Below are 15,183 nucleotides of genomic sequence, written 5' to 3' on the forward strand. Positions count from 1 at the left end.
ATCGCAGCTGTTCGCCCACAATGCGCCTTCTGCGGCCGACTTCTGTGTTCCGGATTCGCCGAACGGGTGACGGCCGACGGCGGACGCCCCGTCGCGCCATCGGCGCCACATCGTAGAGTCCAGCTCATGGAACCGCCCGAGGTGCGCCTCGAGAACAGCGACACCGTGTACGACTACTACCGCGATCATCGCCAGAACCGCCTGAAGGCATGGGGGGCCTACGCCGTTCTCGGCCGCCGCTACCACCCGCGCGTCACCTACGCGGAGGGCGCGCGCGCCGCGCTCCGCACGGTGATCAGGCAGAACAGGCCGCTGCTGATCGCGATCAACCATCTCTCCGAGAGCGACCCCTACACCGTGGCCGCGGCCGCGTGGCGCAGCGGGCTACGGCGGGTGATCGGCCGGGTGCGCGTGCTGGCCAAGGACGAACTGTTCGTCGATCCCGATCAGCGGCGCAAGATCGACATGATGGGCGGGATCCCGGTGTTCCGCGGCAAGGACCACGGCATCCGCGCGGTGAACGCCGCGGGCCAGCGCATGATGGACGTCTGCGCGGAGCGGCTGGCCCGCGGCGACGGCATCGCGGTCTTCCCCGAGGGCACCTGCAACGACGTGGACCCGGCCCGCGTGCAAGCGGTGGGCAGCGGCATCGGGCACATCGCGTTCCGCGCGATGAAGCTCGGCGTCGAGCCCGTGCTGGTGTCGATGGCACTGAGCTACGGTCCGCGCCGGGACCCGGCGGTGCGGCCGACGAAGGAGGACGCCAAGGGAGCCAGCTTCCACTTCGGGGTCCCCATACTCGAGTTGCCGCCCCGGCCCGGCGACATCGCCCGGTTGGTGCGTACCGATCTGCAGAAGGCGCTCGACGCCGCCGTCGCGGCCTACTGAGGACCTACTGCGGCAGGTTCAGCCGGTCGCGCGCCCAGTGCGGCACCATCGTGAGGTATTCGGGGCGGGTCTCGATGAAGTGGTGGACCGTCCGGCACATGGGCAGCGCGCCGAGCTTGTCGTCGCGGGTGCTGTTCAGCGCGGTCTCGACCAACAGCCGCGCATAGCCCTGGCCCTCGTAGGACGAGTAGATCTCGGTGTGCACGAACGCGCGCTCGGAAGCCGTGTCCTGGTATTCGGCGTAGCCGGCGATCGCACCGTCGACGTAGATCTCGAAGCGTTCCAGTGCGGTGTTGTTGCTGACCTCGGTCGACATGGCTCGACGCTACTCTGTGCGCCGGTGTCCGGATAAATCACACGCCCGACCGGGCGGAATCCCGCCACCGACTTGTCTGTCCCGGCGGGCCTACGCAGAATGCTCTTGGTCGGGTCCGTCGTCGCGCGCGAGCGGGCAGGCTCGGGGAGGTACGAAAATGATGAGGACACCGCGGGTTTCGCGGGTCGCGGCCACCGTGGTCGCCGCAGGCCTGCTCGTGGGATCGATCGTCACCGGCGTCGCGAACGCCGCGCCGGGAATCGCCTTCGGCCGGTGTCCGGAGGGTGCGGTGCCCGCCGATCGGGGTGTGCGGTGCGCCGTCGTCAGCGTGCCGATGAACTACGCCGAACCGGATGGGCCCACGATCGAGCTGACCGTCAGCCGGATCGCCGCCACGGGCGAGCGGGAAGGTGTCCTGTTCGCCAACCCCGGCGGTCCCGGCGCGGACGCGCTGGACTACTGGGCGCGCCGGGTGGAGGTATTCCCCGCCGGGCTCGCCGAGCACTACGACCGGATCGCCGTCCAGCCGCGTGGTCTGCGCTGGGCCACGCCACTGGAATGCGGCACGAGCACCAAGAACGAGCAGGGCCGGCAGGTCTCGCTCGGCGGCGGCAATCGCGACGAGATCAAGAAGGCCTGTGACGCGGCGCAGCCCGGTTACCTGGACGCCATCACCACCGAGAACACCGCCCGCGACATCGACGCCGTGCGCGCCGCGCTCCGGCTGGAGCGGATCGGTTACCTGGGCACGTCCTACGGCACCTACCTCGGCGCGGTGTACGCGGCGCTGTTCGGCGACCGGGTGGACCGGATGGTCCTGGACTCCAACGTCAACCCGGATTGGGTGTGGACCGAGGAGTTCGCCCAGCAGCAGGTCGCGGGCAAACAGCGCCTGGACGACTTGTTCGCCTGGATCGCCGAACACGACGACGAATACCACCTCGGCGATACCGCATTGCAGGTCTATCGCAACTGGGTCCGGTTGGCGGCGGCCCAGGGCGGCGGCTGGTACGCCAACCTGACCCCGCCGCCCGCGAGCGTCGGCGACCTGCCCGGCGCGCTGCCCGAGCCGCTGGCCGAGATCGCCAGGGATGGCTACACCGGCAGCGTCGAGCAGCTCGGCAAGCTGCAGAACCTGTTGCGCACCTTGGTCAGCGGCGGCGTCTCCGCGCAGGTGCCGCTGCTCGGCGCGACCACCGTGGCCACCTATACCCGCACCTTCTGGCCGGTCTTCGCCCGCGCGATGGCCGACGCCGCGGCCGATCCGGCGAACGTGCAGCGCCTGCGGGCCATCGAGGGCGCGACCTCGACCGACCCCACCGGGCGGTTCGTGTTCAGCGCGATCACCTGCAACGAGAACGCCGTGCCCGGCAGGCCGGAACTGCTCGGCGCCGCGGCAGGCACCATAGCCTCCGGCGGCAACGCCATGGACGCGCGCGCCGACCTGGTGCGCTCGGGAATGGCCTGTGGTTCCTGGAAACCCGTGACGAAGCCGGTGCCGATCACCGGTGCGGGGCTGCGCACCCCGCCGCTGGTGTTGCAGAGCCGCCACGACGCGCTGACCAAATACGAAGGCGGCCCGGCCATGGCCGCGGCGCTGGGCGGCACGCTGGTCGTCGTGGACGGCGGCGACCACGGCACGTTCGGTCGCGGCAATCCCGCGGTGGACGAGGCCGTGCTCACCTACCTGCGCACCGGGAAGGTCGACATCACCCGCGCCGACCAAGCCCCGCTGCCCGCAAGCTGAACGTTGCCGTACAGCGAGTTCGCCGACTCACACCAGTGGTATGTGCGTTCTTGTCCGGACGCTCGTGAGCGCACGGGTTTCGTGGGCGGACGTGTCGTGGTGCGGCCGATCCGGTGGCGTCCGAGAATGTGGGGATGACATCCGCTGCGCGAGTGATCCTCGCTCCGGACAAGTTCAAGGGGTCGCTGGCCGCGCCGGAGGTGGCGGCGGCCCTCGCGGCGGGATTGCGCCGGAGCGCGCCGGATGCCGAGATCCGGCAGGTGCCGGTCGCCGACGGGGGTGACGGCACGGTCGAGGCGTTCGTCGCGGCGGGTTGGACGCGGGTGGAGTTGACGGCGCCGGGGCCGACCGGGGTACCGCGCCGGACGGCCTATGCCCGGCACGGCAGGACCGCTGTTGTCGAACTGGCCGCCGTGGTCGGTCTGGCGGACTTGCCAGGGGGACGGCCGGACCCGTTGGGCGCGAGCACATATGGGCTCGGCGTGGTCCTGGCGCATGCCATGGAGCGCGGCGCGACCGAGATCGTGCTCGGCCTGGGCGGCAGTGCCTCCACCGACGGCGGCGCGGGCATGTTGCAGGCCCTCGGCGTCCACATCCTGGATGCCGGCGGACGGGAATTGCCACGCGGCGGAGCGGCTTTGGCCCACGCCTCGCGTCTGGACCGCTCCGGGCTGCATCCCGGTGTCGTCGGTGCGACCTTCACGCTGGCCTGCGACGTCGACAATCCGCTGCTCGGGCCGACCGGCGCGACTGCCGTCTACGGGCCACAGAAGGGTGCCGGACCCGCCGAACTCGACGTCCTCGAATCGGCGCTCACCACCTGGGCCGAACTCGTGGGCCCCCAGTTCGCGCGGCTTCCCGGCGCGGGCGCGGCGGGCGGTACCGGTTTCGGTGCGCTCGCCGTGCTGGATGCACGGGTGCGCAGCGGCATCGAGGTCGTGCTCGAGTTGCTGGATTTTCCCGCCCTGCTCGCCACCGCCACGTTCGTGGTCACCGGTGAGGGGTCGCTCGATCAGCAGAGCTTGCGCGGCAAGGCGCCGGTCGGCGTGTGCGCGGCCGCTCGCAAGGCGGACGTCCCGGTGGTCGCCGTGGCGGGCCGCGCGCTGCTCGCACCCGAGGAGATCCGGTCCGCGGGCTTCGCGGGCTGCTATGCGCTCGCCGATCTGGAACCCGACCCGGACCGCTCGATGGCGGAGGCGGCGGCACTGCTCGAACGCGTCGGCGGGCGGATCGCCGCCGAGTGGCTGGACTAGCTCGCCGATGCCGGAACGCCCGGTGCCGGTCGCTCCTTACCGCGGTGGGATCAGCTCGCCGACGCCAGGAGATTCGCGGACAGCTCGTGCCGGTGCCGGTCGCCCCACTCCTCGAGCGGACGCAGCGCGACGGCCAGCTCCTCGCCGAGCGGCGTGAGCGAGTACTCGACCCGCGGCGGGACCTCGGGATAGACCTCCCGGTGCACGACGCCACTGGACTCCAGGTGCCGCAGGTTCTCGGCGAGGACCTTCTCGCTGACCCCGTCGAGCAGCCTGCGGATCTGGCCGAAGCGCTGGGGGCCGGTGCCGAGCACCCACATCAGGTGCATCTTCCACTTGCCGCCGACGACATCGATCGCGACCGTCATGCCACACACTTCGTGATCCGCGTCACTACTCATGCCCATCGCGCTCCTCTGACCTCGTTTCGGACCTCGAGGTAAGCAACCGCACCTCGACGTTCGGTCTTCCCGACTCTACCTGCGGGAACGACCATGAAACCCGGCGCCGAAGCAAGTAACCGACGAGAACCGAAGGGACACATCATGTCCGAGCAGACCACCGCCCACGCAGTCTCCGTCGTCGGCCTCGGGCCGATGGGGCAGGCGATGGTCCGGGCCTTCCTGGACGCGGGCGTCGAGGTGACGGTGTGGAACCGCAGCCCCGAAAAGGCCGACGCCATGGTCGAACTCGGCGCGAAGCGCGCCGCGACCGTCGCCGACGCGCTCGACGCGAACGAGGTCACCGTGCTCAGCCTGACCCACTACGCGGCCATGTACGACGTGCTGGGCCAGGCGACCGGCCACCTGAAAGGCAAGGTGATCGCGAACCTGTCCTCCGATTCGCCGGAGAAGGCGCGCGAGGGCGCGCAGTGGGTTCGCTCGCACGGCGCCCGATTCATCTCCGGCGGCGTCATGTCGGCGGGGGACAACATCACGCACCCGGCGTCCTACATCTTCTACAGCGGCCCGCGTGAGGTGTTCGACGCGCACGCCGAGTTGCTGCGCCCGTTGAGCCCGCAGGAATACCTCGGCGCGGACGACGGCCTCGCGCAGGTCTTCTACCAGGGACTCCTGACCATCTTCCATCCCTGGCTGCTCGCCTTCGACCAGGCCACCGCGATGATCGATCGCTCCGGCCACGACATCGCGGCGTTCGTCCCGTTCGCGATCCGCTCGGCCGCCGCGTTCCCGTACTTCATGGAGGAGTTCTCGGTCGCCAACCAGAACGGCGGCTGGGCCTCCCTGGCCAGTCTGAAGATGATGGACGCGGGCGCACAGCACGTCATCGACGCGAGTGAAGAAGTCGGCGTCGACGCCGTCCTCTCGCACACCGCCCAGGGGCTCTGGCGCAAGGCCGTCGCCGCGAGCGAGCAGGCGGGCAACCCCGTCTCCACCTACGCTCTCCTCCGCGGCGACGCCTGACCCGCGCACACCTGCGCCTCGCAGAGCCGTTTCCCGCGCGCCCAGCCATGCGGAGACCTAATCGGCTCTGCGAGGCGTTTCCTGGTCAGCGGCACGCAGTGGAGGGGCCTACTCGCGATATGCCGCGCTCATGTGCCGTTGATCATGAACCTCAGGGTGGGCGGGGAGCTTGGAGAGCAGTGCTCTTGACTTGAAGGCGCGCCCCGTGGAACACTTCTCTCTATAGAGAGCAGTGCTCACAACAAGGAGTAGTCATGGACCTCAGCACCCGCTACCTCGGCCCCGCCGGATTCGACGCGATCTTCAACCGGTTCGCCAACCTGCTGCCCAAGCTCGGCATCAGTGTGATGGGGTCGCGACTGCTCGCGGTGCGCGGGCGCAAGAGCGGGGAATGGCGCACCACGATGGTCAACCTGATGGTGCGGGAGGACGGTGAGCGCTTCCTCGTCGCGCCGCGCGGGCACACGCAGTGGGTGCGCAACCTGCGCGTGGCGGGCGGGGGAGAATTGCGGCTCGGCCGCAAGGTGGAGACGTTCACCGCCACCGAGGTGGCCGATGCCGACAAGGTGCCGCTGCTGCGCCTCTACCTGCGGAAGTGGGGCTGGGAGGTCGGCAGGTTCTTCGAGGGCGTCACCAAGGACGCCACCGACGAGGAACTCGCCGCCATCGCGCCCGGATTCCCCGTCTTCCAGCTCCGGTGAGCTCAGGCCGAACGGGCCAGGAATTCGATGGCGGCCGCGTAACCCTGGATGCCCATCCCCGCGACCACCGCGGTCGCGATGGGAGAGATGTAGGAGTGGTGCCGGAACTCCTCGCGCGCGTGCACATTGCTGATGTGCACCTCGACGATGGGGAGTTCCGGAATCACAAGCGCGTCCCGTAGCGCCACCGAGGTGTGGGTGAGTCCACCGGGATTGATCACGATGCCCGACTCGGCGCCGCGCGCCTGGTGGATGCGATCGATGAGGGCGCCTTCGGAGTTCGACTGGAAGGCGACGATCTCCCGGTCGAATCTCGCCGCGGTCCCCCTGCACAACTCCACGACGTCCTCGAGCGTGGCCGACCCGTACACCTCCGGTTGCCTGGTGCCGAGCATGTTGAGGTTCGGGCCGTTCAGAACCAGGATCGGGCCCGGCGTCGCGGTCACAGCCATGCACGGCAAGATACCGCGCCGGACCACGCCGTTCGGACCGGACCCGACCGGCTACAACCCCTGCGGACCTTCCGAGCGCAGGTCGTCGACCTTGCGCATGGCTTCGCGCAGTTCCTCCAGCCACGCTTCCGCGTGCTGGCCCGCCAGCTTCACCGTCCAGGCCAGCGCGTCGGCGCGGGAACGGGCGACACCCGCGTCGACCAGAGTGTCGAGTACCTTGCGCTCCGGCTGGCGCAGCCGGGTCATGACGGGCACGGCCAGATGGGTGAACATGATCCGTTCCCCGTCCACCGACACGCCCCAGGCCACATTGCGCCGGTAGCGGTGCTGCGCCTCGTTCGCGATCTGCATGCGGGCGGGGCGGGTCGACTCGCGGAACCGGGCGACCGCGCCCTCCTTGGTCGCGCGCGGCACTTCTTCGGCCGGGGTGTCGGCGTCGTCGTTCTCCGGCGTCTTCTCCGGTTGCGGGATCGCCAGCTCGCCGATGACGACGATCTCGTCCCGATCGACCTCGATCACCGGCGGGCCGGTGAACCAGTCACTCGGCAATCTTCCGGCGAACCAGTCCGGAACGTCCGACGGGTCCGGCAGGTCGGCCTGCTGCCAGCCGCCCGTTCGCCCGAAACCCCGGCCGCGGTGTGCGTTTCTCATGACGAGTCACCTACTTACTATGCTGCGGTGCTTTCAGTGATTACAAGATTACGTCGCAAACGGGTCATTGGAGTTCCGCTGTACGCGAACGAGGGTCCGATTGCTTCGTTCCGCACCTTTCGGGGTATTTATTGATTCGAAACGTCGACCGCGGGGGTAACCGCGCGACTTTTCGGGAAGGCCGGTACGGTAGCGGCGCCGGTTGCCGCCGAGCGGCCGGGCGATGATCATGAAAGGCCCCCCGAGATGCAAGATCCCGGGGCACAATTGGGATGCTGAGCATGGGTAACGTCCTCGCTACGGAGGCATCGCGGTCTGGTCTTTTTCGGGTACGGTGGTCTTGTTACTGGAGTGACAAGAGTGAAGAGTGGGCGACATGGACGTGTGGGGATCCCGCCGCTTTCGTGTTCGCGGCGCAATGGCACTCATGGGGGTGGCGGCGCTCGCGCTCGGGATCGGGTCGTGCGGGATACACGAGAAGCAGAACGAAGCCGAAGCGGTCGTGGAGCGCTTCACGGATCTGCTCGACGATCAGGACTACACCAAGGCGGCAGACCTGACGTCGTACCCCACTGCGGCCACAGCAACCCTGAAGCAAATGTTTACCGGGTTGCAGGGCGCGAAGGTCGACTACCGCAAGACCCAGTTCATCGGTCTGGACGCGCAGTCCGCGATCTTCAGCATGGACGTCGAGTGGAGCTTCGGCGAGCGGAAGACCTGGAACTACAGCCTCGAGGGCAATGTGCGCAAGCTGGCCATCGGCTGGCGGATCTCCTGGGAGCCCGCGGTCGTGATGCCGCAGCTCGCGCACAACCGAACGGTGCAGCTGGTGCGCACCTACCCGACGCCACCGCCGCGGGTCAACGACATCGCGGGCGCACCGCTGATGACCGAGCAGACCATCAACGTGGTCAAGCTCGATCCCGGCAAGATGCCCGACCCGGTCGCGTCGACCGACGCGCTCGCCAAGGCCATCGAGCCGGTCGCCCCGCTGATCACCGGCCCGTCGCTGATGCAGCAGCTGGCCACCTCGCAGGGCAAGCCGATCGTCGCGGTGAACCTGCGCGAGGGTGACTTCGAGATCCTGGAACCGCGGATGGCGCCGATTCCCGGCGTGGTGCTGGAGAAGCAGCCGCGGCTGATCTCCGCCGACCGCCGGGTCTGGTCGCCGATGCTCGACGCGCTGCGCAAAGTGCAGCAGGAAAGCCAGGAGGCGCATTCCGGCTGGGGTGTCCAGCTGTTCGAACAGGACGGACGGTTCATCACCCAGCTCGCCGGGCAGCAGGGCCCGCCGGGACCCGATATCGCGGGCACCATGGACCAGCGTTTGCAGCGCGCCGCCGAGGACGCGGTGGTCAGCGCGGCCACCCAGGCCTCGATCGTGGCGATCCAGCCGTCCACCGGGGCGGTGGTGGCGGCCGCGCAGAACAGCCAGGCCAGTGAGCACGGCTCGGTGGCATTCACCGGGTTGTATCCGGTGGGCGGCAACATGGAGCTGTTCCGGGCCGTCGCGGCCTCGGTGAAGGGGAAGGCGCCACAGGACGTCTCGGTACAGGACGCGGCAGAGGCGGCGACCGCGCTCGGTGTCGGCATCGACTTCAAGGTGCCCGGCCTCGACGAGGTGACCGGCCGTCTGGCCGTCGCGGGACGCAGCGCCGAGCAGGTACTGCAAGGCGGCGGTTCGGACGCCGTGCTGGCCAGCCCGTTCGGCATGGCCATCGCCGCGGCCGCGATCGTGCGGGGAGCGGTGCCGCCGCCGATGATCGAGGCAGGCCGCCCGAGCACCACCGATGCCCCGCTCGACCCGCTGCCGCCGCAGACCGCCGACCGGCTGCGCGTCATGCTGCGCGACGCCACCAACGCGCCGGAGCTGGCCGCCGTGCGCCGCTACCGAGACGTCGACGCGTTCGCCGCGACCGCGGGCCCGGACGGGTGGCTGATCGGGGCGATGGGCGACCTGGTCTTCGCCGTCCACATCAACGATGTGGACAGCAAGGACGCGACCGCCCGGATGGCGGCCAGGATGTTGCAGGCACTGGCGACGCCGGAGCCGTGATCACCGCACGGCTTTGTACACCGCGCGCCAGCCGAGCAGGAACACCGCGAGCACCACGCCGGCGACCAGCACGAAGCTGACCGCCGTGCCCTGACCACCGACCACGCGCAGCAGCATGCCCCCGATCAGGGTGCACGCCCAGATCACGACCCCGGCGGGCCACAGGGCGGTGATCTCGCCCGCGGTGGCGCGCCACCTGAGCGCCACGACGACGAGCCATCCCGCGATCAAACCCGTCGCGAACGGCCACACGGTGCGCAGCAGGCCGGTGAGCACCGCCTCGTCGTGGCTGCGCCTGCCGATAGCGCAGAAGACGACGACGAGCAGCGCATCGACCACGAAGGGCAGCAGTTTCCTCACGCGGGCCAGCGTAACGGGGCTTCCGAAGACCAGCGCGCGGGCTGACCTGTCACAGCCGCCGCTGCTCGAATTCCTTCTCGAACTCTTCGTCGTCGGCCTCCCGGGTGCGGAACAGGAACCCGAACACGATCCAGCCGACGATCGCGACCAGGACGAAACTCACCATCCGATAGACGAACGCCGCGGCGACCGCCTGCGCGGCGGGCAGTCCCGCGGCGGCGGTGAGACCGTAGATCAGCGTCGCGTCGACGTAGACGATGCCGCCCGGCGCGAACGGGATGGACCCCACCGCCTTGCCCACGGCGAACGCGAGCAACAGACCGGCGATGCGCGGATCTGCGCCCACCGCGTAACAGGCCGCACCGAGGCAGGCCACGTCGGCGAAACGGTGCATCAGTGCCCAGAGCGCTACCAAGAGGCCGTCGCGCTTGCCGAGGTCAACCGATTCCAGTTGGCCGAGCACGTCCGCGATCTTGTCCGCCCCCTGCCCCGGTGGCCGTTTGCGCACCCGGTTGACCAGTGCGAGCAGCCTGCGTGCCAGCGCCTCGAGCGAACCGGGATCGCGCGATATGTGATTGCCCGCCCACACCAGCGCGACGACGGCGGCCAGCGAGAGGATCAGGTTCAGCGGACCCACTCGCCCGCCCGACAGCAGCGTGCCGCCGACCCCGAGCAGCGCCAGGCCCACTGCCGCGACCACGCCGGAGAACACCAGCTGCCACGAGGCGACGATCGGACTGGCGCCCCAGCGCCTGGTCTGCCGGTAGGTGAACGCGGTGGAGAACACCTGGCCCGCGGGCAAGGTCACCGACATCGCCGTCGCACCGTAGACGACCGCGACGGATTTCCGCTGACTCACCGCGACGCCGCCCGCGTTGAGCAGCTGCTTCTGCACCCGGGCGAAGCCGCTCATCGACACGGCCTGAAGCCAGATCGCGGCGGCCAGCCAACCCCAGTGGATCTCGGTGAGCTTGCGCCAGGACTCGTGCAGGCGCGGCCAGAGGTACACACCCTCGGCGATCAGCAGGGCCAGCAGGGCGGCGCCGAGCACCCACTTCAGCCAGCGGAATCTGCCACGGCGGGAACCCGCCGTGGGCGGCGGCGCAGGATCCCCTGCCAGTTCCCCGTCGGCCGTCACGCGGTCAGCCTAACGAACGCGCCGTTTCGGCATCGGTAGCGTCGGGCGCGTCGGCCTGTTCTCGTGGCCAGGCCAGCAGCGTCTTCCTGCGTCTGCCGCGCAGCTGCACCTCGTCGCCGGTTTCCCACTGGTCCTGCTCGCTTTCCTCGGCGAAATACAGCGCGCTGCCCGAGGCCAGTGTCCGGCCGGGACGTTCTTTGGCCAGCTCGGTGAGCCGGGATGCCTCGTTGACCGGATCTCCGATCACCGTGTACTCGAAGCGGTTGGCCGCGCCGATGTTCCCCGCGACGGCCAGGCCGGCCGAGACACCGATACCGATGTCGAGGCCGGGGACTTCCCGGAGGGTTTCGCGCAGTTCGCGCGCGGCGGCGAGCGCGGCGGTCGGCGCGTCCGGGCGGTCCAGCGGCGCGCCGAAGATGGCCAGCGCCGCGTCGCCGACGAATTTGTTCACGAAGCCGTGGTGGCGGTGGATCACGTCCACCACGATGCGGAAGAACTCGTTGAGCAGGCTCACCACCTCGGTGGGCGGCCGCTCGGCGGCGGCGGCGGTGGAGCCGACCATGTCGACGAACAGCACCGCGACGAAGCGGGTCTCGCCGCCGAGTTCGGTGCCGTAGTCCAGCGCCCGCTGCGCCACCTCCTCGCCGACGTGCTGACCGAACAACTCCTGGAGCTGGCGACGCTTGGCGGCCTCCTCCATCATCCGGTTGAAGCCCACCTGTAGCAGCCCGATCTCACTGCCGTCGAAGACCTCGACCTGCACGTCGCGCGCCCCGGCCTGCACCCGGTCGATGGCTTGGCTGAGCTGGCGCACCGGGTCGGAGATGCTCGAACCGGTGAGCATGGACAGCGCGAGCGCCTGCATGATCACCACGCCACACAGCAGCAGGATGGAGATGGCAAGCGACTGCGCGGAGAACTTCACCTCCGAGGAGATCTGGGTGACGCACAGCAGCACGATCGCGATGGTGGGCGCGAAGGTGCCCATGCCCCAGGTCATCGCCATCCTGGTGCCGACGCCCGGGGTCAGGGTGTGGTCGAAGGTGCCCTCGGTCAGCGCCTGGGCCGCGACCGGGCGCAGAATGCGTTCGCCCAGCATGTAGGTGAAACCGAACACGATGGTCGCGGCCATGCACTCGGTGATGATGACCGCGCCTGCCAGCGCGGGAGTGTCCTTGATGATCAGCGTGGCCAGCACCGCGCCGCCGATCAGCCACAGCGCGAGATGCAGGATCGCCTGGCGCAGCGGTGCGTGCAGCGCGGCCATCTGCTCCTGGCGGCTCGGCGGCCCGCCGCGCATCTGCCAGCGCATCACCGGGCGCAGCATCAGCGCGGAGGCGGCCATGCTGAGCAGGCCGCCCGCCACGAAGACCACGGCGGGGATCAGCAGGCCGGTGCGCCTGGCACCGGAGGGCTCGCCCTCGGGGACGGGTAGCCCGTACTGGATGAACGCCCACACCAGAACCGCGCCGAAAGCGTTCGCCAGCAGCATCGATGTCAGGTACAGCGGCCAGCGCGTTCGCATGGTCTGTTTGACCGCTTCCAGAGGCGCTGACACGGGGTCCAATCTAGCGTTTCGATCATGTCGGCATGTCCGCGGCGCTGCGCGGCGGTCGCGGCACCGGTGATCGCGGACAGGGTGCGGCCGAGCCGGTTAGGCGTACCTCCGCCTTCGCTCCGGCCATGCGCGGGCTTAAGCCGGACTACGTCCGGCAGCAGACATTAGGCTCACGGAGGTGACCGACCCGAAGCCAAGTCCAGAGCGGAAAATCACGCTGTCACGGCACGCCGCGGAGACGGTGCACCCGATCGTCCGGGTGTCGGCGGAGTGGGGCTGGCGGCTGCTGGTGCTGTTCGCGCTGGCGATCGCGGCGGCGGCGATCGTGCAGAAACTGGCGACCGTGGTGATTCCGCTCGCCATCGGGCTGCTGGCGGCGGCTCTGCTCGCACCGCTGGTGGACTGGATGCAGCGCTTGGGCGTGCCGCGCGCGGTGGGCGTCTTCGTGGCGCTGGTCGGGTCGATCGGTGTGGTCGCGGGCATCATGACCTTCGTCGTCGAACAGTTCGTCGCCGGTGTGCCGGAGCTGTCGAACAAGTTCACCGACAGCATCCACCAGATCCAGGACTGGCTGATCAACGGCAGGCTGCACCTGAGCAACGAGCAGATCCGCAACGTGGGCGACGCCGCCGTCAAGGCGATCCAGTCCAATCAGGACAGCCTGACCAGCGGTGCGCTCACCACCGCCACCGTGATCGGCGAGTTGCTGACCGGCACCTTCCTGACGCTGTTCATCCTCATCTTCTTCCTCTACGGCGGTGATCAGATCTGGCAATTCGTCACCAGGATCGTGCCAACCGACCACCGCGAGCGGGTCCGCACCGCCGGGCGGCTCGGGTTCGGCACGCTGGTCGGATTCGTCCGCGCGACCGTCGTGGTCGCCGCGGTGGACGCCATCGGCATCGGCGCCGGACTGGCCATTCTCGGGGTGCCCTTGGCGCTCCCACTGGCCTCGCTGGTGTTCATCGGCGCGTTCATCCCGATCATCGGCGCGTTCCTGGCCGGGTTCATCGCCGTGTTCATCGCGTTGGTGACCAAAGGGCTGGTCACCGCGCTGATCGTGCTCGGCATCATCATCGCGGTGATGCAGCTCGAGGGTCACGTGCTGCAACCGCTGCTGCTCGGGCGGGCGGTGAGCATCCATCCGCTGGCCGTGGTGCTGGCGATCACGGCGGGCGTGGTGATCGGCGGGATCGCGGGCGGTCTGCTCGCCGTGCCGTTCGTCGCGGTGATGAACACCGCGATCCGGTCGTTGCTCGACGGACCGGAGGAGTTGTACGAGGAACTACAGACCGGCGACGACCATCGCGGGCTGTATCAAGCCGAACCCGATCACCCCGATCCCGGCCGGTTCGACGTGGCCGCGACGCTGATGGAGGCGACCCGGAAGCGGGCGGAGGCGATGAAGGCGGCGCAGCAAAAGGTGGAATCCGATGACGGCGCGCAAGCCGGCGACGGCACGGCCCAGGCCTGAGCTGCGCTCGGCCGACGTGGCGACCACACCGCTGTGGCGGGCCGCGCAGGCGCTGCGGCTGGTCACGCTGCTGTACGCGGTCGGACAGCAGATCGCCTCGGTGCCGTACTACACGAATCAGCGGTTGAGCTGGGTGCTCGTCGCCCTGATGGCGGTGTGGTCGGGTGCTTCGGCGATCATGTTGTCGCAGTGGCATTTTCCCGAGGTGGCCCGGCTGCGTGTCTGGGTGGTGATCGGCGACCACGTTGTCGTGATCGGGCTGATGGCCGCCACTCGCCTGGTCGCCGATTACGGCTGGTATCACGGACATCAGACGCTGCCGACCACGCTGTGGGCGACCAACGCCGTGATCGGGGCGGCGATCCTGCGCGGCCCGTTCGCCGGTGTGCTGTCCGGCGCCCTGATCGCCGCGGTGGCACTGACGGTGCGCGACCAGTGGGGTGAGGACGTGTGGACGGACGCGACGGTGCCGGTGCTCGTCTCGGTGGGTCTGGCGCTCGGCTTGGCCGCCAACACCGCCCGCCGCGCCCAGGACCAGCTGGAGCAAGCGGTGCGCCTGACCGCGGCGGCCGAGGAGCGCGAACGGCTCTCCCGCGAGGTGCACGACGGGGTGTTGCAAGTACTCAGCTACATCAAGCGCCGCGGCAGCGAGATCGGCGGGCCCACGGAGGAATTGGCGTTGCGAGCCGGTGAGCAGGAGGTGGCGCTGCGCGTGCTGATCACCGAGCAGGCCGATCACCGGGACGCGGGGAGCGCCGAGGTCGACCTGCGACCCCTGCTGACCGCGCAATCCACCCCCGCGGTGTCGGTGTCCACGCCCGGCGAGCCGGTGCGGGTCGGCCGCTGGATGGCGAACGAGATCGCCTCGGCCGTGGCCACGGCGCTGTCCAATGTGGAACTGCACGCGGGGCCGGATGCGAGAGCATATGTCCTGCTGGAGGACACCGGTGACGAACTGGTGATCAGTGTGCGCGACGATGGCGTCGGCATCCCGCCGGGCCGGCTGGCCGAGGCCGAAGCCGAAGGGCGCATGGGAGTCTCCCGATCGATCGTCGGCCGGATCGCGGCCCTCGGTGGCAGCGCGGACCTGCTCACCGAGATCGACGGCGGGGTCGGGTTCGGCACCGAATGGGAATTCCGGGTGCCCAGATGAGCGAGCGCAGCG

15 protein-coding genes are annotated in these 15,183 nt (G+C 69.4%); 8 read left to right on the forward strand and 7 right to left on the reverse strand.

Annotation, left to right across the window (positions count from 1 at the left end):
• Positions 1–126: 126 nt before the first annotated feature.
• Positions 127–888 carry a lysophospholipid acyltransferase family protein gene (locus ACGF7Y_RS11040; protein ID WP_393232039.1) on the forward strand — a complete coding sequence of 254 codons (762 nt, stop codon included), beginning with the start codon at positions 127–129 and terminating at the stop codon, positions 886–888.
• 4 nt (positions 889–892) lie between these two features.
• Here ACGF7Y_RS11040 and ACGF7Y_RS11045 read toward each other — a convergent pair whose 3' ends face one another.
• Entirely contained in the window at positions 893–1,204 is a 312-nt protein-coding gene (locus ACGF7Y_RS11045; RefSeq protein ID WP_040871100.1) for a GNAT family N-acetyltransferase, read from the reverse strand.
• A 157-nt stretch (positions 1,205–1,361) separates the two neighbouring features.
• Here ACGF7Y_RS11045 and ACGF7Y_RS11050 point away from each other — a divergent pair, with 157 nt between their 5' ends.
• Both ACGF7Y_RS11050 and ACGF7Y_RS11055 read left to right on the forward strand, forming a co-directional pair.
• Positions 1,362–2,951: an alpha/beta hydrolase gene (locus ACGF7Y_RS11050; protein ID WP_393232042.1), complete on the forward strand. Its 1,590-nt coding sequence runs from the start codon at positions 1,362–1,364 to the stop codon at positions 2,949–2,951.
• Between the two features lie 134 nt (positions 2,952–3,085).
• On the forward strand, positions 3,086–4,204 hold the full coding sequence (locus ACGF7Y_RS11055) for a glycerate kinase (protein WP_393232045.1): 1,119 nt from the start codon (positions 3,086–3,088) through the stop codon (positions 4,202–4,204).
• Positions 4,205–4,254: 50 nt separating this feature from the next.
• Here the strand turns inward: ACGF7Y_RS11055 and ACGF7Y_RS11060 are convergent, their stop codons facing one another.
• The gene (locus ACGF7Y_RS11060; protein WP_040871095.1) at positions 4,255–4,611 is read right to left on the reverse strand and encodes a helix-turn-helix domain-containing protein; all 357 of its coding nucleotides are present in this window, start codon (positions 4,609–4,611) and stop codon (positions 4,255–4,257) included.
• Between the two features lie 138 nt (positions 4,612–4,749).
• Here ACGF7Y_RS11060 and ACGF7Y_RS11065 point away from each other — a divergent pair, with 138 nt between their 5' ends.
• Positions 4,750–5,628: an NAD(P)-dependent oxidoreductase gene (locus ACGF7Y_RS11065; protein WP_393232047.1), complete on the forward strand. Its 879-nt coding sequence runs from the start codon at positions 4,750–4,752 to the stop codon at positions 5,626–5,628.
• Between the two features lie 254 nt (positions 5,629–5,882).
• Positions 5,883–6,329 carry a nitroreductase family deazaflavin-dependent oxidoreductase gene (locus tag ACGF7Y_RS11070; RefSeq protein WP_062973086.1) on the forward strand — a complete coding sequence of 149 codons (447 nt, stop codon included), beginning with the start codon at positions 5,883–5,885 and terminating at the stop codon, positions 6,327–6,329.
• Positions 6,330–6,331: 2 nt separating this feature from the next.
• Here the strand turns inward: ACGF7Y_RS11070 and aroQ are convergent, their stop codons facing one another.
• Positions 6,332–6,781 carry a type II 3-dehydroquinate dehydratase gene (gene aroQ / locus ACGF7Y_RS11075; RefSeq protein WP_393232050.1) on the reverse strand — a complete coding sequence of 150 codons (450 nt, stop codon included), beginning with the start codon at positions 6,779–6,781 and terminating at the stop codon, positions 6,332–6,334.
• 51 nt (positions 6,782–6,832) lie between these two features.
• Positions 6,833–7,432 (reverse strand): hypothetical protein, encoded by a 600-nt coding sequence (locus tag ACGF7Y_RS11080; RefSeq protein WP_393232053.1) that lies wholly within the window; start codon positions 7,430–7,432, stop codon positions 6,833–6,835.
• Between the two features lie 376 nt (positions 7,433–7,808).
• Between ACGF7Y_RS11080 and ACGF7Y_RS11085 the strand changes: the two genes are divergently transcribed.
• The gene (locus tag ACGF7Y_RS11085; protein WP_393232056.1) at positions 7,809–9,488 is read left to right on the forward strand and encodes an NTF2-like N-terminal transpeptidase domain-containing protein; all 1,680 of its coding nucleotides are present in this window, start codon (positions 7,809–7,811) and stop codon (positions 9,486–9,488) included.
• On the opposite strand, the gene ACGF7Y_RS11090 is transcribed toward ACGF7Y_RS11085, so the two are convergent.
• The 3 genes from ACGF7Y_RS11090 to ACGF7Y_RS11100 are packed head-to-tail and all read right to left on the reverse strand — an operon-like array spanning position 9,489 to position 12,511.
• Positions 9,489–9,848, reverse strand: coding sequence for a DUF3054 domain-containing protein (locus tag ACGF7Y_RS11090; protein WP_393232059.1), 360 nt, complete (start codon positions 9,846–9,848; stop codon positions 9,489–9,491).
• Positions 9,849–9,897: 49 nt separating this feature from the next.
• Positions 9,898–10,986: a YbhN family protein gene (locus tag ACGF7Y_RS11095; protein WP_393232061.1), complete on the reverse strand. Its 1,089-nt coding sequence runs from the start codon at positions 10,984–10,986 to the stop codon at positions 9,898–9,900.
• Between the two features lie 4 nt (positions 10,987–10,990).
• Positions 10,991–12,511, reverse strand: coding sequence for an adenylate/guanylate cyclase domain-containing protein (locus ACGF7Y_RS11100; protein WP_393233135.1), 1,521 nt, complete (start codon positions 12,509–12,511; stop codon positions 10,991–10,993).
• Between the two features lie 211 nt (positions 12,512–12,722).
• Here ACGF7Y_RS11100 and ACGF7Y_RS11105 point away from each other — a divergent pair, with 211 nt between their 5' ends.
• Positions 12,723–14,018 (forward strand): AI-2E family transporter, encoded by a 1,296-nt coding sequence (locus tag ACGF7Y_RS11105; RefSeq protein WP_393232064.1) that lies wholly within the window; start codon positions 12,723–12,725, stop codon positions 14,016–14,018.
• A complete protein-coding gene (gene macS, locus ACGF7Y_RS11110) occupies positions 13,978–15,171 on the forward strand; it encodes a MacS family sensor histidine kinase (RefSeq protein ID WP_393232067.1) in 1,194 nt (397 codons plus the stop codon). Before ACGF7Y_RS11105 ends, macS begins: the two co-directional genes overlap by 41 nt.
• Positions 15,172–15,183: the final 12 nt, after the last annotated feature.

It is taken from the genome of Nocardia sp. NPDC047654 (genome assembly GCF_043205035.1).
In the GTDB taxonomy this organism is placed as follows: domain Bacteria; phylum Actinomycetota; class Actinomycetes; order Mycobacteriales; family Mycobacteriaceae; genus Nocardia.